This is a genomic window from Mesorhizobium sp. B2-3-15, assembly GCF_006442875.1.
Lineage (GTDB): Bacteria > Pseudomonadota > Alphaproteobacteria > Rhizobiales > Rhizobiaceae > Mesorhizobium > Mesorhizobium australicum.
Genome location: NZ_VFVO01000002.1, coordinates 112,110 through 132,442, shown reverse-complemented (window position 1 = coordinate 132,442; position 20,333 = coordinate 112,110). Strand labels below are relative to the sequence as shown.

Genomic DNA, 20,333 nt, shown 5'->3' with positions numbered 1-20,333 from the left:
GAGGGGGGTGTGACGGAACGAGGCGTAACGGGAGATATCCATGCCTGACCGCTCCTTCCTCAACTGGCCCTTCTTCGAAAGCCGCCATCGCGAACTCGCCGGGCACCTGGACGCCTGGTGCGCGAAAAACCTGCCGGTTGACCACCACGACGTCGACGCCGCCTGCCGCGAGCTGGTCGCGAAACTGGGCAGGGACGGCTGGCTGAAGCCGACGGCGCTCGATACGGACAACCCCGCACCACTCGACGTGCGCGCCCTGTGCATCACGCGCGAGACGCTGGCCCGCCACGATGGCCTCGCCGACTTCGCTTTCGCCATGCAAGGTCTCGGCACCGGCGCGCTCAGCCTGTTCGGGACGCCGGACCAGCAGCAATGGCTTTCAAAGACACGGGACGGCAAGGCGATCTCAGCCTTCGCCCTATCGGAACCGCGTTCGGGATCTGATGTCGCCAACATGGAGATGACGGCGACCCGTGACGGCCATAGCTACGTTCTCACGGGCGAAAAAACCTGGATTTCGAATGGCGGCATTGCGGACATCTATGTCGTCTTCGCCCGCACCGGCGAGGCGCCCGGAGCCAAGGGGCTCTCTGCCTTCCTGGTGTCGGGCGACGCCAAGGGCCTCGGTATCGCCGAACGCCTCGAAGTGATCGCGCCCCATCCACTGGCGCGTCTGTCGTTCGACCAGGTCCGCGTGCCCAACTCGGCGCTGATCGGCGGGCCGGGCGACGGTTTTCGAATCGCCATGTCGGTGCTCGACGTGTTCCGCTCGACCGTGGGCGCGGCGGCGCTCGGCTTTGCCCGCCGCGCGCTCGATGAAAGCATCAAACGCGTGGCCGAGCGCAAACTGTTCGGCGCGCCGATGGCCGAACTGCAGATGGTGCAGGGGCACATCGCCGATATGGCGCTCGACGTCGATGCGGCAGCGCTTTTGGTCTATCGCGCCGCCTGGACCAAGGACATGGGTGCGGCGCGGGTGACGCGCGAGGCGGCGATGGCCAAACTGTTCGCCACCGACAAGGCGCAGGAGGTGATCGACAAGGCGGTGCAGCTGCATGGCGGCGATGGTGTCCGCAAGGGCCATATCGTCGAGAGCCTGTATCGCGAGATCCGCGCGCTGCGAATCTACGAGGGCGCATCGGACGTGCAGAAGGTTGTGATCGCACGGCAAGTAATGGGCGCGGCCTGAACAGGTCGTGACCACGGACTGAAATGTTTTCGAGACGGATATTGCGGACCCGATATTGGACAGGCGGAGAGACGACATGCACGAGATCCTGCAGCCGGAAGGCTGGGCAAAACCGGTCGGCTACGCCAACGGCGTGGCGGCGCGCGGCAGGCTCGTCTTCGTCGGCGGACAGGTCGGCTGGAACGGGCAATGCCAGTTCGAGACGGACGATTTCGCCGGCCAGGTGCGGCAGACGCTTCAGAACATCGTCGCGGTGCTGGCCGAGGCCGGCGCGGAGCCACGGCACATCACCTCGATGACCTGGTATTTTACCGACAAGGCCGAATATCTCGGCAACCTCAAGGGGATCGGCGAGGCCTATCGCGAGGTGATCGGCCGGCATTTTCCAGCGATGGCCGCCATGCAGGTGGTGGCGCTGGTCGAGGACCGCGCCAAGGTGGAGATCCAGGCGACCGCCGTTATTCCGGAATAAACGCCCATCGCTTCGTCATCCTGGGGCGAAGCAAGGAGCGCAGCGACGCGGCGCAGACCCCAGGATCCATGCCGTGAAATCAAAGCGTTGCAGCGGTCCGGAATTCTGCTCCGCCGCACTCCGTGGCTAAGATCGCGGCATGGATCCCAGGGTCTCCGCGACGGAGCTTCGCTCCTGCTCCGCCCAGGGATGACGACGTTGAAATCCTGGCTAGGCCACCGATCATCCCCTTGGCATCGCTGCTACCCGCGAAGGCCAGCCTGCCTCAGCAGCGGCAGCACGTGATTGCAGAAATAGGGCAGCTCCTGCGTGTAGTTGACGAAGGACAGGGCGATGCCTTGATAGCCGTGCTCCGCAATGGCGGCCATTTCGGCGACGATCGTCTGCGGCGTTCCAACCAGCGGATAGGTGCCGGCGCCGCCGGCGAAACGCTGCCGGTAGCGGTCATAGGCATGCGGGTCGTGCGACTGCGAGAATTCCTTCTTGCCGGCCATATGCGCATCGACCGCCTCGTGATCGGCCAGATCGACGGCATATCTGTTGTAATAGGCCTGCGCCTCTTCCATGGTCGGACGGCAGACGACATGGGCCACGGTGTAGACGCCGACCTGCCGGCCAACCTTGTCGGCTCGCTCGCTGATGTCGGCGACATGCTTGCCGGCATCGGCCATCTCGGAAAAGGTCGTGAACAGGTAGTCGCAATGGGCCGCGGCGAAATCGCGGCCGGGGCCGCCGAAAGCGGCGTTCATGGTCACGGGGCGCGGAACCTGCAGGCTGGCCGGCCGGCTGACCGCCTCCTTGAGGCGATAATAGGTGCCTTCGTAGTCCAGCGGCTCCGCCGATGCATAGAGCTTCTCGAGGATCTCGATCCATTCGGCCGCCTGGTCATACCCCTTCTCGACCAGCGGTGTGCCGAACATGCCGAATTCCTTCGGGTTCCAGCCGCAGACGATGTTCAAGCCGGCGCGGCCCTGGCTGATATGATCGACCGTCGCCAATGCCTTGGCGGCATAGAGCGGATGCACAAGCGGCACATGCACGGTCATGAACAGGCCGATCTGCTCGGTGGCCATGCTGAGCGCCGCCGCCCAGGTGAAGGTCTCGAACGACCATTCGCGCACCTTGTTGCGACCGCCAAAGCCACGCCAGCGCGCGATCGGCAGCAGGAATTCCAGCCCTGCGCGGTCGGCGATTTGGGCCGCCGTCAGATTGTCGTGCCAGCTTGCCGTCCAGCGCTCCGGCACATCGGTGATGGCGAGACCGCCATCGGCATTGGTCGAGAAGACGCCGAGCTTCAGTTTGTTGGAGCCGTGCAGGGGATGCGCTTTGATCATGTCCGGAACTCGCGGCGGAAGATCGCCACGCTAGGCTCGCGCGAAAATATTTCAAGCATGAAATAGCTTCGCCCTGCGCCTGTTTGCCGATATGAGTTTGGCGGGATGAGAAAAGGACTAGGCATGAGCGAGTTCCGCCAGAATTGCATCGGCAAGGCCAACCTCGTCGGCTCCTTCGCTGCCATTCCTCACCCCGTCGCGGTTGAAGTGATGGCGCTGTCCGGCCTCGACTTCCTCTGCATCGACTGGGAGCATGCCCAGATCTCACGCGACATCATCGAGACCATGGTGCGCGCCGCCGATGTCCACCGCGTGCCGGCGATGGTGCGCGTTCCCGGCCACGCGCCCGAAGCCATCCAGGCGGCGCTGGACAGCGGCGCGCAAGGCGTGCTGGTGCCACGCGTCTCGACATCCGCACAGGCGGCAATGGCCGTGAAAGCATCCCGCTATCCGCCACGGGGCGAGCGCGGCGTCGGACCCGGCCGCGCGGCCGGTTATGGCTATCGCATTCCCGAATATCTGGCCGGCGCCAATGACCGGATCGTCGTGGCGGTCCAGGTCGAGACTTCAGAGGGATTGGCCAACATCGAGGCGATCGCTGATGTCGACGGCGTCGACGTGATCTTCGTCGGGCCAGGCGATCTCTCCGTGTCGATCGATGCGATCGGACCGAAGGGCGCCGACAAGCTCACGGACGCGATCCGCAGGATCGTCGGCGTGACGATCGCGCACGACAAGACCTCCGGCATATTCTGCGGCAGCCCGCAGGCCATCGGCCAATGGGCGGCAATCGGCGTCAGCTTCTTCGTCCTGGCCAGCGACACGATGTACCTGGGTGCGGGCGCCGCGGCCAATTATGCCGCCGCCCGGGCCGAACTGGCGCGGGAGGACCCGCGCTAGCGCCCGGTTGCGCAAGCGATCAAGCCAGGAAACTTTTTAAGCTTAAAACTTTTGCCTTGAAAAGCGCCGCGCTTTGGATAAGCATTCAGGATGGATGGCGACTGTCGGCCTGGAGGGCTTTACGGGCAGTCATCATGGTGCTCCGGGTGGGAGGGGTTTCAGTCCTTGTCGTTTGTGCAGCCCCAATCATCGACCAGCGCGCGCTACGCTTTCGATGGTGCGCGCGCTCAGCTCCACGACCTGCGTACCGAGACCATCGCCAACCTTTCGCGCGTGAATGCGTATGCGACCGCGACAAAATCGCGGCTGCGCTCGAGCGCATGGCCGCCATCATGAATTGACGCCCCGCTGGGAGGCGGGACGGCAAGAACCGTGCGGGCCAGCCCGCCCGATCAACAACCAGAGGGAACACCCCAGAGGGACCACCAATGAAGCTCAACCGTCGCAATCTCATCCTTGTCGCCGCGGCAATCGGCATCGCGGCCGGACCGGCAACCGCCTATGCCGCCGATGTGCTCAATGTCGGCGCCTACCCGACCAATCCGCCCTTTGAATACAAGAACGAGAGCGGCACGTTCGAGGGTTTCGAAGTCGACATCGTCAACGAGGCGGCCAAGCGCGCCGGCATGACCACCGACATCGCCGATCTCGGCTTTCAGGCACTGTTCGCCGCGACCACTTCGAAGCGCATCGACGTCGCCATCTCCTCGATCACGATCACGCCGGAGCGGCTGAAGTCGCAGTCGTTCACCCAGCCCTATTATGATTCCGACATGGGTATCGCGACCAAGACCGACAGCGCGGTCAACGCCGAGGCGGACCTCAAGGGCAAGATCGTCGGCGTGCTCTCGGGCTCGACCGGCGAGACCTGGGTCAAGGCGCATCAGGAAGCCGACGGCTTCAGCGATGTGAAGGGCTATGACACGCAGCAGAACCTTTTGCTCGACCTCAGCGCCGGCCGTGTCGACGCCGCCGTCAGCGACATTCCCGGCATGGAATATTCCTTCACCAAGATGAAGGACCTGAAGGTCAAGCAGCGCATCAAGACCGGCGAGCAGTACGGCCTGATGATGACCAAGGATCATCCGCTGCTCGGCAAACTCAACGACGCGCTGACGGCGATGAAGAAGGACGGCACGTTGGCCGCGATCCACAAGAAGTGGTTCGGCAGCGACGCCCCTGCCGATTCCTCGACCGTCAAGGAAATGCCTATGCCCAAGGCCTGAGCGGCGGCCAGACGGAATGCGTGCCGGCCCCAAAGGGGTCGGCACGTCCCGTTTTTCACGCATGACTTTCCCGGGACCAGCATCCGTTCGGCACAGCCGATCTTGATGTTCCGGGTCGGGCTCTGACGTCAGATGACGCAACACCGTTCGGGAATGCCCTGATGTCGCTGATCGACACTTTCTTCAACGCCGACGTCATCGCGTCGAGCCTGCCGGCGTTGCTGCGCGGCTTCCTGAACACGCTGCTGCTCGGTCTGCTCAGCATCGGCATCGGCATTCCCATCGGCCTGGTGATCAGCCTGTTGCGGCTCTATGCGCCGAAGCCGCTGCGCTGGCTGGCGGTCGGTTACACCGACATTTTCCGCGCCTTGCCGGTCCTCGTCGTGCTGATCCTGATCTATTACGCGCTGCCTTTCCTCGGCATACGCCTGTCGTCCTGGGCGTCGGCGGTGACCGCGTTCGCCATCATCATGTCGGCCTATTCGGCCGAAGTGTTCCGCTCCGGCATAGAGAGCATTCCGCGCGGCCAGTTCGAGGCGGCGCAGGCGCTTGGCCTGCCGTTTCTTTTGACCTTGCGCAAGGTGGTGCTGCCGCAGGCGGTGCGCGTCGTCATCCCGCCGATGACCAGCAACTGCGTCTCGATGTTCAAGGACACGTCGCTGGCCTCCACCGTGGCATTGCCGGAGCTGCTCAAGGAAGCGACCAACGCGCAGTCGCTCTATGCCAACCCCTCGCCGCTGATCGGCGCGGCGCTGGTCTATCTCATCTTCCTTTGGCCGATGGTTCGTCTCGTCAGCCTCCTTGAAGCCCGCTTCAAGGACGAGAAGGCCCGCTGACCATTCACCACCCCGCAAGCACTTCGCAGGAGATATCCTTGAGCAACTCCCAGGTCACCGGCGGCTTTCCCGTCGACACCATCCGCGCCATGTTTCCTGCCCTGCAGCGGGCCGGCGATTTCATCTTCATGGACAACGCCGCCGGGGCGCAGATTCCGCAAAGCGTGCTCGACGCGGTGACCAACCACCTGGTCTCGCACAATGTGCAGCGCGGCGGCCGCTATGGCCGCAGCGTCACCGTCGACCAGTCGGTCGCCGATGCGCGGACAAGCGTCGCACTGTTGATCAATGCTTACAGCCCGGCGGAAATCTGCTTCGGCATGAACGCCACCTCCTTCATCCGCCTGGTCAGCCTCGGCATCGGCCAGATGCTTGGAGAACGCGACGAGATCGTCATCACCGACATGGACCACGACGCCAACATCGCCACCTGGCTGGCGCTGGAATCGGCCGGCGCCAAATTCAAGTGGTGGCGCATGCGTGAGGATGGCAATCTGCATGTCGACGATCTCAAGCCGCTGGTTTCGGACCGCACTCGGCTGGTCGCCTGCACGGTGACGGCGCACTCGATCGGTTCGATCGTCGATGTCGCGTCGGTGGCGCAAATCGCCCACGCCGCCGGCGCCGAAGTGTTCCTCGACTGCGTGCATTACGGGCCGCATGGGCTGATCGACGTGCAGGCCTGGGGCTGCGATTATCTCGTCTGCTCCGGCTACAAGAATTTCTCGCCGCATATGGGCTTCCTGTGGGGCCGCTTCGAGACGCTGAAGCGGCTGCCGACCTTCCGCGAGGATTTCATTCCGGACGAGCCTCCCTACAAGGTGGAAGCCGGCACCTTCATCTACGAGAACGTGTCGGGCATGGATGCCGCCGTGCAATATCTGGAACTGATCGGCCGCAATCTGGCGCCCTCCAACAACCGCTCGCGACGCGAAAACATCGTCGCCGGCATGGGCGCTATCCGCGACTACGAACTCATTCTGGCGCGCGAGATGATGGGCGTACTGAAGGATTGCGGCGCGACCATCTACGGGGTCGCCGACGAGGCGCGCATCAACGAGCGCGTGCCGACCTTCTGCTTCAATATCGGCAAGCTGTCGCCGCAGCGGATCGTCGAGGAAATGGCCGAGATGCAGATCCGGCATCCGCGACGGCCACATGTACGCGCCGCGGCTGATGAAGCGCCTCAACCTGTCGATGGACAGCGGCGCCATCCGCGCCTCGCTGGTGCACTACAATACGGTCGAGGAGGTGCAAAAATTCGGCGAGGCTTTGCGGGCTATTATCGCCAAGCTGTCGTGATGAGTCAGGCTCGCGGCAATCGTCGCGGCAATCGCACCGATCGATCCGGGCCGTCGCGCTGCCCCTCATCCGCCTGCCGGCACCTTCTCCCCCGTACAGTGACGGGGAGAAGAGGCTGGCCGCACCCTCGGCACCCTGCTTGCAATGTTGGTGGTTGGCGAAACCGGCCGTGAGAGCGTTTTTCTCCCCGTCACTGTACGGGGGAGAAATGTCCGGCAGGACAATGAGGGGCGGCGCTGACGTCCGGCCATTTGCATGGCTTGCGACTTTAGGCCGCCTTCTTCTTCGCCAGCCTCGCCTTGATGCTGGCAACGTCGGCGCGCGGTGTCGCGGCGAACAGCGTCCTGGTGTAGCTGTGCTTGGGGTCGGCGAAGACCTCGTCGCGCGGGCCGTATTCGACCGCCTCGCCGAAATACATCACCATCACATCGTCGGCGATGTAGCGCACCACCGACAAATCGTGGCTGATGAAGACATAGGTCAGCTGGAATTCGTCCTGCAGGTCGGCGAGCAGGTTGAGCACCTGCGCCTGCACCGAGAGATCGAGCGCCGAAACCGGCTCGTCGAGCACCAGCAGGCTGGGGTTGAGCATCAGCGCACGGGCAATGGCGATGCGCTGGCGCTGGCCGCCCGAGAACATGTGCGGGTAGCGGTTATAGTGCTCGTGACCGAGGCCGACCTTCTTCAGCATCTTCATGGCGAGGTCACGCCGTTCGGCGGCTGGCTTGTCGGTGTTGATGAGCAGCGGCTCGCCCAGCACATCGCCGATCTTCTGGCGGGGATTGAGCGATCCGTAAGGGTTCTGGAAGACGATCTGCACCTTGCGGCGCATCTCCTTCGTCAATCCGCCTTTGGCGATATCGACCTTGTTGCCGTCGATGAACAACTCGCCCGACGTCGCGGGATCGATCAAGGTGATGATGCGGGCGAGCGTGGACTTGCCGCAGCCGCTTTCGCCGACGATGGCCAGCGTCTTGCCCTTGTCCACCGTGAAGGAGACGCCCTTGACGGCATGCACGGTGCGCGGCCCAGTGAACAGGCCGCCGCCGATATGGTAGTCGCGAACGATGTTCTTGCCTTCGAGGACCGTGGTACTCATGCCGAAGCTCCCGCTGCCGAAGGGGCAGGCTCGAACAGCATGTCGGACACAGTCGGCAGCCGGTCGCCGACGGCGTTTTCCGGCAGCGCCGACAGCAGCGCGCGCGTGTAATTGCTTTTCGGCGATTCAAACAGCGACAGCACGTCGGCCTCCTCCATCTTGCGGCCCTTGTACTGGACGATGACGCGGTCGGCGGTCTCGGCCACCACGCCCATATTGTGGGTGATCATGATCAGGCCCATGCCGTATTTGGCCTGCAGCGAGACTAGGAGATCGAGGATCTGCTTCTGGATGGTGACGTCGAGCGCGGTGGTCGGCTCGTCGGCGATCAAGAGCTTCGGATTGCAGGCGATGGCAATCGCGATCATGACGCGCTGGCACTGGCCGCCCGACATCTGGTGCGGAAACGAGCTCAGCCGTTCTTCCGGATCGGCGATGCCGACCAGCTTCATCAACTCGATGGCGCGCGCGCGGCGCTGGGCGCGATCCATGCCCATGTGAAAGCGCAACACTTCCTCGATCTGGAAGCCGACGGTGAAGCATGGATTGAGGCTGGCGATCGGCTCCTGGAAGATCATCGAGATGTCCTTGCCGACGATCTTGCGGCGTTCGGACGGGCTGAGCTTCAACAGGTCGACGCCATCGAAAGCCATGCGGTCGGCCTTGACCGTCGCGGTGTTGGGCAACAGCCCCATCACCGCCAGCATCGAGACCGACTTGCCGGAGCCGGACTCGCCGACGATCGCCAGCACCTCGCGCGGTTCGACCGAAAGGTCGATGCCTTGCACGGCCATGAACGGTCCGGCGGCGGTGTCAAAGGAAACGGTGAGATTCTTGATCTCGAGCAGGGACATGCTCACGACCTCTTCAGCTTGGGGTCGAGCGCGTCGCGCAGGCCGTCGCCGATCAGGTTGATGGCAAAGACGGTGATCAGGATGGCGAGGCCGGGAAAGGTCACCACCCACCAGGCGCGCAGGATGAACTCGCGTGCTTCGGCAAGCATGGTGCCCCATTCCGGCGTCGGCGGCTGCGCGCCCATGCCGAGGAAGCCGAGGGCGGCCGCCTCGAGGATGGCGTTGGAGAAGGACAGCGTCGCCTGCACGATCAGCGGGGCGATGCAGTTGGGCAGGATGGTGACCAGCATCAGCCTGAGATGGCTGGCCCCGGCGACCTTGGCCGAGACTACATATTCGCGGGTCTTCTCCGCCATCACGGCGGCGCGGGTGAGCCGGGCGAAGTGCGGCTGCAGCACGAAGGCGATGGCGATCATGGCATTGACGAGGCCAGGGCCGAGCACCGCGACCAGCACCAGGGCCAGCAGCAGCGACGGGAAAGCCAGGATGATGTCCATGATGCGCATGATCAGCGTGTCGACCCAGCCACGGCAGTAGCCGGCGAGCAGGCCGAGGATGACGCCGGAGATCAGTGCCGTGGTGACGACGACGAAGCCGATGGCGAGCGAGAATCGCGAGCCGTAAATCAGGCGCGAAAGCATATCGCGGCCGACGGCGTCGGTGCCGAGCAGGAACTGTGCGTTGCCGCCCGCCTGCCAGGCCGGCGGCGTCAGGAAGAAGTCACGGAACTGGTCATCAGGCGAATGCGGGGCGAGCAACGGCGCGAAGATGGCGATCAGGATCAGCAGGGCGAAGACGAAGAGGCCGATCACCGCGCCCTTGTTGATCGAGAAATAGTGCCAGAATTCGGCGAACATCTGCAGCCGCGCATCCTGCGGCTTGACGACGGTTGCGGCTTCGATGGTGGCTGGGCCTTCATTGGTCATGTCAATTCGCCCGGATGCGCGGGTTGATGACGGCATAGAGCACGTCGACGATAAGGTTCACCGACATGACGATCAGCGCGATCAAAAGCAACCCGCCCTGCACGGTGAAATAGTCGCGCTTGGAAATGGCATCAATCATCCACTTGCCGATGCCCGGCCACGAAAAGATGCTCTCGGTCAGGATGGCGCCGGTCAACAGCGTGCCGACCTGCAGGCCGATCGTGGTGACGACCGGGATCAGCGCGTTGCGGAAGGCATGCAGGCCGATGACGCGCCGCGGCGCCAGGCCCTTGGCGCGCGCGGTGCGCACATAATCCTCTCCCAGCACTTCGAGCATGGCCGAGCGGGTCTGCCTGGCGATGACCGCCAGCGGAATGGTGCCGAGCACGATGGTGGGCAAGATGAGGTGCGACACCGCCGAGCGGAAGGCGCCCTTCTGGCCCGAGATGAGGGAATCGATGGTCATGAAGCCGGTCACCGGCTTGAAGAAATAGAGAAGGTCGATGCGGCCCGAGACCGGCGTCCAGTGCAGCGTGCCGGAAAACACGATGATCAGCAGCAGCCCCCACCAGAAGATTGGCATGGAATAGCCGGCGAGCGCGGTGCCCATGGTCAGCTGGTCGAACCAGGAGCCGCGGCGGATGGCGGCGAAAATGCCGAAGGCGACACCGAAGATGACGGCGAAGATCATGGCGAAGATGGCGAGTTCGACCGTGGCCGGGAACCGCACCAGGAAATCCTTGAGCACCGGCGTCTTGGTTGAAAACGAGGTGCCGAAATCGCCGCCGAGGATATTGGTCAGATAGGTCAGATACTGTTGCCAGATCGGCAGGTCGAACCCGAACTGGTGCATCAGCGCCGTATGGCGTTCGGGCGACAGGCCACGTTCGCCCGCAAGCACCAGCACCGGATCGCCGGGCAGGATGCGCACGAAGCCGAAAGCGAGGATGGTTATCCCGATGAAGGTCGGGATGATGAGGGCGAGCTTGCCGAGGATATAACGCAGCATGGCGGGCGAGGTGGGGCGGCGCCTTGTGGCGCCGCCCCGTTTCGCGAACCTTATTCGGCGATATCGACGCCGTCAAAGCGATGGATACCGAGCGGATCCATCGCAAAGCCGGAGACGGTCTTCTGCATCGGCATGAACACCTTGGAGTGGGCGAGCGTTGCCCACGGTGCCTGCTCCTTGAAGATGACCTGGGCCTGTTCGTAGAGCTTGGTGCGCTCGGCCTGGTCGGAAACCGTCTTGGCCTTGTTGATGAGCGCATCGAAGTCCTTGTTGCACCATTCCGCGCGGTTGTTCGAACCGACGGAAGCGCAGCTCAGGAGCACGCCGAGGAAGTTGTCCGGATCGCCATTGTCGCCGGTCCAGCCGACGATGACGGCACCGTCGTGATCGACCGCGGAAGCGCGCTTGAGGTATTCACCCCAATCGTAGCTGACGATGTTGACGGTGACGCCGACCTTTGCGAAGTCCGCCTGAATCAGCTCGGCGGTGCGGCGCGCGTTCGGCATGTACGGGCGCGAGACGGGCATCGCCCAGACGTTCATCTTGAGGTCCTTCACGCCGGCCTCTTCAAGCATCTTCTTGGCGGCATCCGGATCGTACGGGTCGTCCTTCACGTCCTTGTTGTAGGACCACATGGTCGGCGGGATCGGGTTGATCGCCACCTGGCCGGCGCCCTGGAACACCGCGTCGATGATGGCCTTCTTGTTGATGGCCATGTTGAGCGCCTTGCGGACACGCACGTCGTCGAACGGTTTCTGCTGGGTGTTGTACATCAGCGCGCCGACGTTGAGGCCTTCCTGCTCCGCGACCGTCAGGTTCGCATCAGCCTGCAGGCCGGCAATGTCGGCCGGTGCCGGGTAGGACATGATGTTGCATTCGCCGGCCTTCAGCTTCTGCGCGCGCACCGCCGGATCGGTGGTGATGGCGAAGACCAGATCGTCGATCTTCTGCTTGCCGCCCCAATAGTCCGGGTTGGCCTTGTAGCGGATGGCGGCGTCAGTCTGGTAGTCGACGAAGATGAACGGCCCAGTGCCGACCGGCTTCTGGTTGAACAGTTCAGGCGTCTTGTCGGCCTGCAGCTTGTCGGCATATTCCTTCGAGACGATCGAGGCGAAATCCATGCCCAGGGTCGGAATGAAGGTGATTGCCGGTTCCTTGAGGGTGAACTTCACCGTCAGGTCGTCGACCTTCTCGACCTTGGTGATGTTGTCGCCGAACTGGTCATTGTAATACTGGTAGGCGATGCCCGGTATGTACTGGAACCAGGGGCCATTCTTGTCGACCTGGCGCTCGAAAGAGAACACCACGTCGTCGGCGTTCAGGTCGCGGGTCGGGGTGAAGTAGTCGGTGGGCGCGAACTTGACGCCCTTGCGCAGCTTGAAGGTATATTCCTTGCCGTCGTCGGAAATGGTCCAGCTGTCCGCCAGGCCGGGCGAGACCGAGGTCTTGCCGTGATCGAATTCGACAAGGCGATTGAACACGGTGCGCGAGGACGCGTCGAATGTCTGGCCCGCGGTATACGGCGCCGGGTCGAAACCCTCCGGCGACGCTTCAGCGCAATAGACCAGAGTTTTCGCGTTGGCCACGCCGCCCAGGACGCTTGCAGCCAGCAACGCGGCTGCAAAAGTCAATTTCTTCTTCATTGAGCACTCCCTGATGTTCTTCCAAGCCCCTCTATCAGGCTCGCGAAGCGCGCATATAAGCACCGTTTTTCCGGGTTTGGAACACCCCGTTTGCTTACCCCGCGGGAAGCAGGAAAAAAATCCGCAATTTTGCTAAATGGCAGAAAAAATTAGCACTTTTTTCTATTCACGATATTATTAACGACCGCATTTTTTTATTGATCAGACGTCCGGCGACAAGGGTGCCGCGCCCTGTATTCATCCGCCGCCGGTGCGGAAAGATGCCGTTCCAGCCGTGGCCGGCGGGAAAGGTTTTCGGCGGCAAATCTTTCGGCATCCTGCCGCTAGGGCAAGACTTGCACCGCCGCCGATAGAGGCAATACATAGATAGACAGCTGGCGGCAGCGGAGGGACGTCTCCATCAATCTGGAGGCGGCGCGGTAGGGCCCAGCGAGAACAGGCGACCAGGGTTGTCGAGGAGGAACGGGTGGCAAAAGCATCGAAGGCCCCGGTGAAAGCGTCCGTTAAGGCGAGGCCTAGACCAGCCGCAGGCGACGACGGGCAAGGCAAGGCCGCGGGCAAGGCCGCGACCGCGAAGGCGGCGGCCGGCAAGAAAGCACCCGCGGCAAAAACCGTGGCCACCGCCAGGACCGCCGCGAAGCCGGCGTCGAAGGCCGCGCCGACAAAGGCACCCGCGACCAAGCCCGGATCGGGCAAGGCCGGAACGGGCAAAACCGCGACGACGAAGAGTTCGCCACCGGCGAAGACTGCACCGGTCTCCAAGCCAGCGACAGCGGCCAGCCAACGGCTGCCGAAGGCGCTCACCGAACTCGCCGCCGGCCTGCCGCAAAAGCCATGGCTCAACAGCTATCCCAAGAACATGCCGGCCGAGATCGGCGCCCTTCCCTACGGTTCCATCGGCGACTTCCTCGTTGGCGCCTGCAAGCAGTTCGCCGGCCAGCCGGCTTTCACGTGCATGGGCAAGTCCATCACCTACGCGCAGCTCGAACAGTCTTCGGCGGCCTTCGGAGCCTACCTGCAGTCCACAGGATTGCAGAAGGGCGCGCGTGTCGCCCTGATGATGCCGAACGTGCTGCAGTATCCCATAGCGATGATGGCGGTCGCCCGCGCCGGCTTTACGGTGGTGAACGTCAATCCGCTCTACACGCCGCGCGAACTGGAGCATCAGCTCAAGGATTCCGGGGCGCAGGCCATCGTCATCCTCGAAAACTTCGCCAACACCCTGCAGGCGGTCGTCGCCAGGACCTCGGTCAAGCACATCGTCGTCGCGGCCATGGGCGACCTGCTCGGCGGCCTGAAGGGCTCGATCGTCAATCTGGTCGTGCGCCGCGTCAAGAAGATGGTGCCGGCCTGGTCATTGCCTGGCCATGTCAAGTTCAACGCGGCCCTCAAGGCTGGCCGCGGCATGGCTTTCAAGCCGGCCACGGTGGCCGCCAGCGATGTCGCCTTTCTGCAATATACCGGCGGCACCACCGGAATCTCGAAAGGCGCGACCCTCTCGCACAGCAATGTGCTGGCCAATGTCGCGCAGAATGCGCTGTGGCTGCAGGACGCCTACACCGTCAAGCCAAAGCCGGCGCATCTCAACCTCGTCTGCGCACTGCCGCTCTACCATATCTTCGCGCTGACGGTGAATGCGCTGATGGGCATGCAGATGGGCGGCCAGAACATACTGATCCCCAATCCGCGCGACATTCCCGGCTTCGTCAAGGAAATGGGCAAGTATCCGATCCATATCTTTCCGGGCCTCAACACGCTGTTCAACGCGCTGCTCAACAATGAGGACTTTCGCAAGCTCGACTTCAAGCCGCTGCTCTTGACGCTTGGCGGCGGCATGGCGGTACAGAAGGGTGTCGCCGAGCGCTGGAAGGCGCTGACCGGTTGCCCCATCAGCGAAGGCTACGGTCTTTCGGAGACCTCGCCGGTGGCGACGGCCAACAAGTTCAGCTCCGGCGAATTCACCGGCACCATCGGCCTGCCGCTGCCCTCGACCGAAATCGCCATTCGCGACGACGACGGCAACAACGTACCGCTTGGCGAGGTCGGTGAGATCTGCATCAGAGGACCGCAGGTGATGGCCGGTTACTGGAACCGGTCGGACGAGACCGCCAGGGTGATGACCAAGGACGGCTTCTTCAAGTCCGGCGACATGGGCTTCATGGACGATCGCGGCTACACCAAAATCGTCGACCGCAAGAAGGACATGATCCTCGTCTCCGGCTTCAACGTCTATCCGACCGAACTCGAGGAGGTCGTGGCGGCGCATCCCGGCGTGCTCGAAGTGGCGGCGATCGGCGTGCCGGACGAGCATTCGGGCGAAGTGCCGAAACTGTTCATCGTCAAGAAAGACCCGGCCCTGACCGCCGAGGCCATCACCGCCTTTTGCCGCGAGAACCTGACCGGCTACAAGCGGCCCAGATACATCGAGTTCAGGACCGAATTGCCGAAGACGCCGGTCGGCAAGATCCTGCGGCGGGCGCTGCGCGAATAGTGGGTCTCGTCAACGACGATGCGCCGGACCGGCGCCCGCGCCTCGACCCGGCGGAATTCATCAAGGCGAACATGCGCCTGGCATCGGTGCCGGCGCTTCCCGAAATCTGGCTTTATAGCGCCCACCCGAGCAGCGGGCTGAGGCGCCTTGTCGAAGGCCATGACGCCGATTCGCAGGAGCCGCAACCGCCCTATTGGGCCTATGCGTGGGCAGGCGGTGCCGTGCTGGCGCGCTATGTGCTGGACCATCCGGAGATCGTGGCGGGCCGCCGCGTGCTCGACCTTGGAGCCGGCTCCGGCCTTGTCGGCATTGCCGCCGCGAAGGCCAGCGCGTGTGAGGTGATGGCCGCCGAAGTCGATCGGAACGGCGTTGCCGCGCTGGCGCTGAATGCAGCGGCCAATGGCGTCACGATCACGATAATGGGGAACGACATCACCACGGGGCAGCCGCCCGCCGTGGACCTGGTGCTCGCCGGCGACGTCTTCTACGGGCAAGGTGTCGCCTTGGGGATGATGCCTTTCCTCGACCGCTGCCTCGCCGCCGGCATCGAGGTGCTGGTCGGCGACCCGGGCCGGGCCTATCTGCCGCGCTCGCGGCTGCGGCTGCTTGCCGAATACAAGGTGCCGGATTTCGGCGAGGCGAAAGACGGTGCGCTGAAGCCGAGCGCTGTCTTTCGCCTCGAGACCGAACCGTCCCTGGCCCTGCCGATCAGACCGTCTCCTTGACCCGCGCCGAAAGGAAATCCGGCAGATCGGCAACCGAATCCAGGATGACATCGGCGATCTCGGCCAGCGTTTCGCGCGTGCCTGTGCCGGAGAGCACGCCGACCGCCAGGCCGCAGCCGCCGGCACGCGCCATTTCGAGATCGTGCCTGTTATCGCCGACCATGGCGATCTCCGATGGCTTGAGCCCCGTAAGATCGCAAAAGGCCTGGATGGTGTCGGGGGCGGGCTTGGGGTTGGCCACCGCGTCGTAGCCATAGGCGGCGTCGAACAGTTGCGCGACGCCCAGCGTAACAAGCGTCTTTTCCGCGCCGCTGGTCGAATCGTTGGTGGCGACGCCAAGCCGGTAGGACCGCCTGTGCAGCAGAGCCAGCGTGTCGGCGATGCCTGGCAGCGCCACCGCCATCGTCGAGCCCTGCACCGAGGTGATCTCGTTGAAACGGGCAACGGCCAGCATCTGGTCTTCGTTGGACAGGCGCGGAAACCACAGTTCGACAACGTCGAGATTGGTGCCGGAGGCAAAGATGGAGTCGGGCTTGAAGCGCCGGTTGGCGAAATCGAAGCCCGCGGCCGCGAGCAGCCTGTCGGCTTTCCAGCGGTCGCCGTCGGCCGCGTCCATGGCCATGAAGTCGGCGACGCCGAGCCAGGTCGCGTTGAAGTCGACAAGCGTTCCATCCTTGTCGAACAATATCCCCTTGATGTCAGCCAAGCGCTTCACTCCGAACCACGCAATTGGTGGATGCGTTCCACAAGGCCCCTGGTCGAGGCATCCCGGTTTGCGGCGCTTTCCTTGCCTTCCACGACAGGCAGGAGGCCGGTGGCCAATTCCTTGCCGAGTTCGACGCCCCACTGGTCGAAGGAATTGATGTTGAACAGCGTGCCCTCGACGAAAACGCGGTGCTCGTAAAGCGCGATCAGCCGACCGAAGGTGCGCGGGTCGAGCTTGCGGTAGAGGATGGTCACCGAGGGCCGGTTGCCGGAGAAGACACGATGCGGCGCGATACGGTCGACATCGGCCGGCTTCATGCCCTTGGCCAGCATCTGCGCGCGCGCCTCTTCCAGCGTACGGCCCTTCATCAGCGCTTCCGACTGCGCCAGGCAGTTGGCGAGCAGCAGGTCATGCTGATGCTTGAGATCAGGCTCGTGGCCGACGGCGGCGGCCAGGAACTCGACGGGGATCAAATCGGTGCCCTGGTGCAGCAGCTGGAAGAAGGCGTGCTGGCCGTTGGTGCCTGGCTCGCCCCAGACCAGCGGCCCGGTCGGCGTCGTCACCGGAGTACCGTCAAGGGTAACGCTCTTGCCGTTCGATTCCATGTCGAGCTGCTGCAGATAGGCCGGCAGCCTGGACAGGCGCTGATCGTAGGGGATGGCCGCACGGGCCGGATAGCCGCAGACCACGCGATGCCACCAGCCGACCAGCCCGAGGAGCGCCGGCAGGTTTTTCTGGAGCGGCGCGGTGCGGAAGTGTTCGTCCATTTCGTGCGCGCCGTCGAGGAAAGCGCGAAAGTTCCTTGGGCCGACGGCGATCATGACCGGCAGGCCGATCGCGCCCCACAGCGAATAGCGGCCGCCGACCCAGTCCCAGAAGCCGAAGACGCGATCCGGCTCGATGCCGAACTTGGCCACCAGGTCGAGCGCGGTCGAGACGGCGGCGAAATGCTTGCCCACGGCCTCCTTGCCGAGCGCCTTCTGCACCCAGTCGCGCGCCGTCTGCGCATTGGTCATCGTCTCGACCGTGGTGAAAGTCTTGGAGGCAATGATGAACAGCGTGGTTTCGGCGGACAGCCCCTTCAGCGTGTCGTGGATGTGAGCGCCGTCAATGTTGGAGACATAGTGGGCGCGCGGGCCGTCATGATAGGGGGCGAGCGCCAGCGTCGCCATGGCCGGACCAAGGTCGGAGCCGCCAATGCCGATGTTGACGATATCGGTGATCTTCTTGCCGGTGGCGCCTGTTGCCTTGCCGGAGCGTATGGCATCGGCGAAGGCGCCCATGGCATCGAGCACGGATATGACATCCGCCTTGACGTCCTGGCCGTCAACCGTGACGCCCTTGCCGCTCAGGTTGCGCAGCGCCGTGTGCAGAACGGCGCGGTCTTCGGTGATGTTGATCTTCTTGCCGGCGAACATGGCGGCGCGACGGCCTTCCAGATCGGCTGCGGCGGCGAGCTTCTCAAGGAAGTCCATGGTCGTCGCATCGACGGCGCATTTCGACCAGTCGAGCAGGAGGTCGCCGTCAGCGGCGGAGAATGTCTTGAAGCGCTGCGGATCGGCGGCAAAGGCCTGGCGCATGTCGCCCGGGGCCGCGGCGCGATGGTCGCGCAGGGCGGCAAGCTGTTTCTGGAAGGCTGACTGATCCACTGGCGGGGACTCCTGGCTTTTTCGACGCACCATATCAGACCGGATGTTTCCGGCGCATGTCGTCGCGCCCCAACTATTGAGCCGAAATCCATCCGGTCAATACGCGGCGATGACGCAGCACAGCACGATGCGATGACACAATGTATCGAGCAAGGAGGTGGGTATCGAGGAGCGAGGTGGTGTCGAGAGCGAGGGGCCGCGCCTTATTTCGAGCTTGAAGGATCACTGGCATAAATCCCAAAGATCAGAAAAATTGATTGGCGCAACCCCTTGTGCCACGGTTACGTTCGGCTGGTCCAGCCAAGCGAAAAAAGCTGGCCATCGAGGAACATCTTCCATGCCACAGAGAAACGACACGGCGATATGGTCCGGCCTGTTCCGGATTTCGGCCGAATCCGGCCAGACCCTGCAGGCGCAGATCCGCCAAGCCATCGTGGCCGCGATTCTCGACCGCCAGATCGCCGCTTCGATGCCGCTGCCTTCCTGCCGTATCCTGGCCGAAAAACTCGGCGTCGCACGCGGAACGGTGGTGCTGGCATTCCAGCAGCTCGTCGACCAGGGTTTCCTGGTGGCGCGCGAGCGGCGCGGCCATTTCGTCAATCCGGACGTGCTGGCGACACCCGCCAAGCCGCACCAGAAAGCACCCGACCAGGCCAACGAGATCGACTGGAAGGCGCGCCGGCAGATCGCGGCAAGCGACATGCCGCCGCCCGCCAAGCACGAGAACTGGATCAAGTCCTCCTACCCCTTCGTGTACGGCCAGTTCGACCCGGCGCTGTTCCCGACCGCCGAGTGGCGCGAGTGCAACCGCATGGCGCTGGCCGTGCTGGAGATCCGCAACTGGGCGTCCGACATGGTCGACCGCGACGATCCGCTGCTGATCGAGCAAATCCAGGCACGGCTGCTGCCCCGGCGCGGCATCTTCGCCAATCCCGACGAGATCATCGTCACGCTGGGCGCCCAGAACGCGCTCTATATGCTGGCCTCGCTGCTGATGACCAAGGGCTCGAAAGTGGCGATGGAGGATCCAGGCTATCCCGACGCACGCTCGATCTTCCGGCTCGCGGGCGCCGACATCGAGCCGGTGCCAGTGGACCAGTCCGGTATCGTAACCTCTTCTATTCCCAATGATTCCGGCTTCGTCTTCGTCACCCCCAGTCATCATTGCCCGACCATGGTGCCGTTGTCGGCGGAGCGGCGGCAGGATCTTCTGGCGCGCGCCAACCGGCACAACCAGATCATCATCGAAGACGGCTACGACAGCCAGCTTCTCGACGAGGCGCCGCAGCAGGCATTGAAGAGCCTCGACCGTTCCGGCCGCGTCGTCTATGTCGGCTCGATGTCGAAGACGCTGGCCCCGGGGCTGCGGCTTGGCTACATCGTGGCTTCCGCTGGACTGATCGCCGAACTCAGGGCGCTGCGCCGCTTCATGCTGCGCCATCCGCCGGCCAACAATCAGCGCGCCGTGGCGCTCTTCCTGTCGCTCGGCCATCACGAAGCGCTGGTGCGGCGGCTGTCGAGCGCCTTCGACGAGCGGCGCAAGCGGCTGGTCCATGCGATTTCGGCCTTCCTGCCGGAATGGCGCTCGACCGACTCGGCCGGCGGCACGTCGCTGTGGCTGGAAGGGCCCCGCGGCACCGATTCCCGCGGTTTGGCCGAAGCCGCGGCCTCGCGCAGCGTCATCATCGAGCCCGGCGACCGCTTCTTCGACCGCACCGAGAAGCCTTCGCGTTTCATGCGGTTGGGCATTTCCTCTATCGCTCTGCAGCACATCGAGCCCGGCATCCGGGAACTCGCCACCGCAGCCGGACGCAGGCCGGCCGCCGCCTGATCCATCAAGCCGATTTCTCGACCGGAGCCGCTTCTCAGCGGCTCCGGTTTGTTTTAGGTCTGGCACATGTAGCTGGGCCAGCTGGCTCATAGGATGGGCCAGTGCCGGCGGCATAGTCGGCGTCAGAGAAGAAGCAGGTTG

At 63.8% G+C, this 20,333-nt stretch carries 16 protein-coding genes and 1 pseudogene; 9 read left to right on the top strand and 8 right to left on the bottom strand.

Going from position 1 to position 20,333, the window contains the following annotated elements; all coding sequences use genetic code 11:
• The first annotated feature begins 40 nt into the window (after positions 1-40).
• Both FJ954_RS04730 and FJ954_RS04725 read left to right on the top strand, forming a co-directional pair.
• Positions 41-1,189, top strand: a complete 1,149-nt coding sequence (locus tag FJ954_RS04730; RefSeq protein ID WP_140660588.1) for an acyl-CoA dehydrogenase family protein — start codon at positions 41-43, stop codon at positions 1,187-1,189.
• A 76-nt stretch (positions 1,190-1,265) separates the two neighbouring features.
• Positions 1,266-1,661, top strand: coding sequence for a RidA family protein (locus FJ954_RS04725; protein ID WP_135916832.1), 396 nt, complete (start codon positions 1,266-1,268; stop codon positions 1,659-1,661).
• Positions 1,662-1,903: 242 nt separating this feature from the next.
• Here the strand turns inward: FJ954_RS04725 and FJ954_RS04720 are convergent, their stop codons facing one another.
• Entirely contained in the window at positions 1,904-2,995 is a 1,092-nt protein-coding gene (locus tag FJ954_RS04720; RefSeq protein ID WP_140660587.1) for an LLM class flavin-dependent oxidoreductase, read from the bottom strand.
• Positions 2,996-3,118: 123 nt separating this feature from the next.
• Between FJ954_RS04720 and FJ954_RS04715 the strand changes: the two genes are divergently transcribed.
• The 4 genes and pseudogenes from FJ954_RS04715 to FJ954_RS04700 all read left to right on the top strand — a co-directional run bounded on the left by FJ954_RS04715 (position 3,119) and on the right by FJ954_RS04700 (position 7,259).
• Positions 3,119-3,895, top strand: a complete 777-nt coding sequence (locus FJ954_RS04715) for an HpcH/HpaI aldolase/citrate lyase family protein (RefSeq protein ID WP_140660586.1) — start codon at positions 3,119-3,121, stop codon at positions 3,893-3,895.
• Between the two features lie 428 nt (positions 3,896-4,323).
• Positions 4,324-5,121 (top strand): ABC transporter substrate-binding protein, encoded by a 798-nt coding sequence (locus FJ954_RS04710; protein ID WP_015314095.1) that lies wholly within the window; start codon positions 4,324-4,326, stop codon positions 5,119-5,121.
• A gap of 161 nt (positions 5,122-5,282) precedes the next feature.
• Positions 5,283-5,957: an amino acid ABC transporter permease gene (locus FJ954_RS04705; RefSeq protein ID WP_140614842.1), complete on the top strand. Its 675-nt coding sequence runs from the start codon at positions 5,283-5,285 to the stop codon at positions 5,955-5,957.
• A gap of 89 nt (positions 5,958-6,046) precedes the next feature.
• Positions 6,047-7,259 (top strand): annotated as a pseudogene (locus tag FJ954_RS04700) (cysteine desulfurase-like protein).
• 268 nt (positions 7,260-7,527) lie between these two features.
• Here the strand turns inward: FJ954_RS04700 and FJ954_RS04695 are convergent.
• The 5 genes from FJ954_RS04695 to FJ954_RS04675 all read right to left on the bottom strand — a co-directional run bounded on the left by FJ954_RS04695 (position 7,528) and on the right by FJ954_RS04675 (position 12,790).
• Complete coding sequence (locus tag FJ954_RS04695) at positions 7,528-8,358, bottom strand: dipeptide ABC transporter ATP-binding protein (RefSeq protein ID WP_015314098.1); 831 nt, start codon at positions 8,356-8,358, stop codon at positions 7,528-7,530.
• On the bottom strand, positions 8,355-9,212 hold the full coding sequence (locus FJ954_RS04690; RefSeq protein ID WP_015314099.1) for an ABC transporter ATP-binding protein: 858 nt from the start codon (positions 9,210-9,212) through the stop codon (positions 8,355-8,357). The genes FJ954_RS04695 and FJ954_RS04690 overlap by 4 nt, the downstream gene beginning before the upstream one ends.
• A 2-nt stretch (positions 9,213-9,214) precedes the next feature.
• Positions 9,215-10,069: an ABC transporter permease subunit gene (locus FJ954_RS04685; RefSeq protein ID WP_174361976.1), complete on the bottom strand. Its 855-nt coding sequence runs from the start codon at positions 10,067-10,069 to the stop codon at positions 9,215-9,217.
• 70 nt (positions 10,070-10,139) lie between these two features.
• Positions 10,140-11,147, bottom strand: a complete 1,008-nt coding sequence (locus FJ954_RS04680; protein WP_015314101.1) for an ABC transporter permease subunit — start codon at positions 11,145-11,147, stop codon at positions 10,140-10,142.
• Between the two features lie 50 nt (positions 11,148-11,197).
• The gene (locus tag FJ954_RS04675) at positions 11,198-12,790 is read right to left on the bottom strand and encodes an ABC transporter substrate-binding protein (protein WP_015314102.1); all 1,593 of its coding nucleotides are present in this window, start codon (positions 12,788-12,790) and stop codon (positions 11,198-11,200) included.
• 466 nt (positions 12,791-13,256) lie between these two features.
• Here FJ954_RS04675 and FJ954_RS04670 point away from each other — a divergent pair, with 466 nt between their 5' ends.
• Entirely contained in the window at positions 13,257-15,281 is a 2,025-nt protein-coding gene (locus FJ954_RS04670) for a long-chain fatty acid--CoA ligase (protein WP_140660585.1), read from the top strand.
• Positions 15,281-16,006 (top strand): methyltransferase, encoded by a 726-nt coding sequence (locus tag FJ954_RS04665; RefSeq protein WP_140660584.1) that lies wholly within the window; start codon positions 15,281-15,283, stop codon positions 16,004-16,006. The genes FJ954_RS04670 and FJ954_RS04665 overlap by 1 nt, the downstream gene beginning before the upstream one ends.
• On the opposite strand, the gene FJ954_RS04660 is transcribed toward FJ954_RS04665, so the two are convergent.
• Positions 15,990-16,712, bottom strand: a complete 723-nt coding sequence (locus FJ954_RS04660; protein WP_140660583.1) for an HAD family hydrolase — start codon at positions 16,710-16,712, stop codon at positions 15,990-15,992. The genes FJ954_RS04665 and FJ954_RS04660 overlap by 17 nt on opposite strands.
• Positions 16,713-16,717: 5 nt before the next feature.
• A complete protein-coding gene (pgi, locus tag FJ954_RS04655; RefSeq protein ID WP_181177746.1) occupies positions 16,718-18,394 on the bottom strand; it encodes a glucose-6-phosphate isomerase in 1,677 nt (558 codons plus the stop codon).
• A gap of 304 nt (positions 18,395-18,698) precedes the next feature.
• Between pgi and FJ954_RS04650 the strand changes: the two genes are divergently transcribed.
• Positions 18,699-20,192 (top strand): PLP-dependent aminotransferase family protein, encoded by a 1,494-nt coding sequence (locus tag FJ954_RS04650; protein WP_015314107.1) that lies wholly within the window; start codon positions 18,699-18,701, stop codon positions 20,190-20,192.
• Positions 20,193-20,333: the final 141 nt, after the last annotated feature.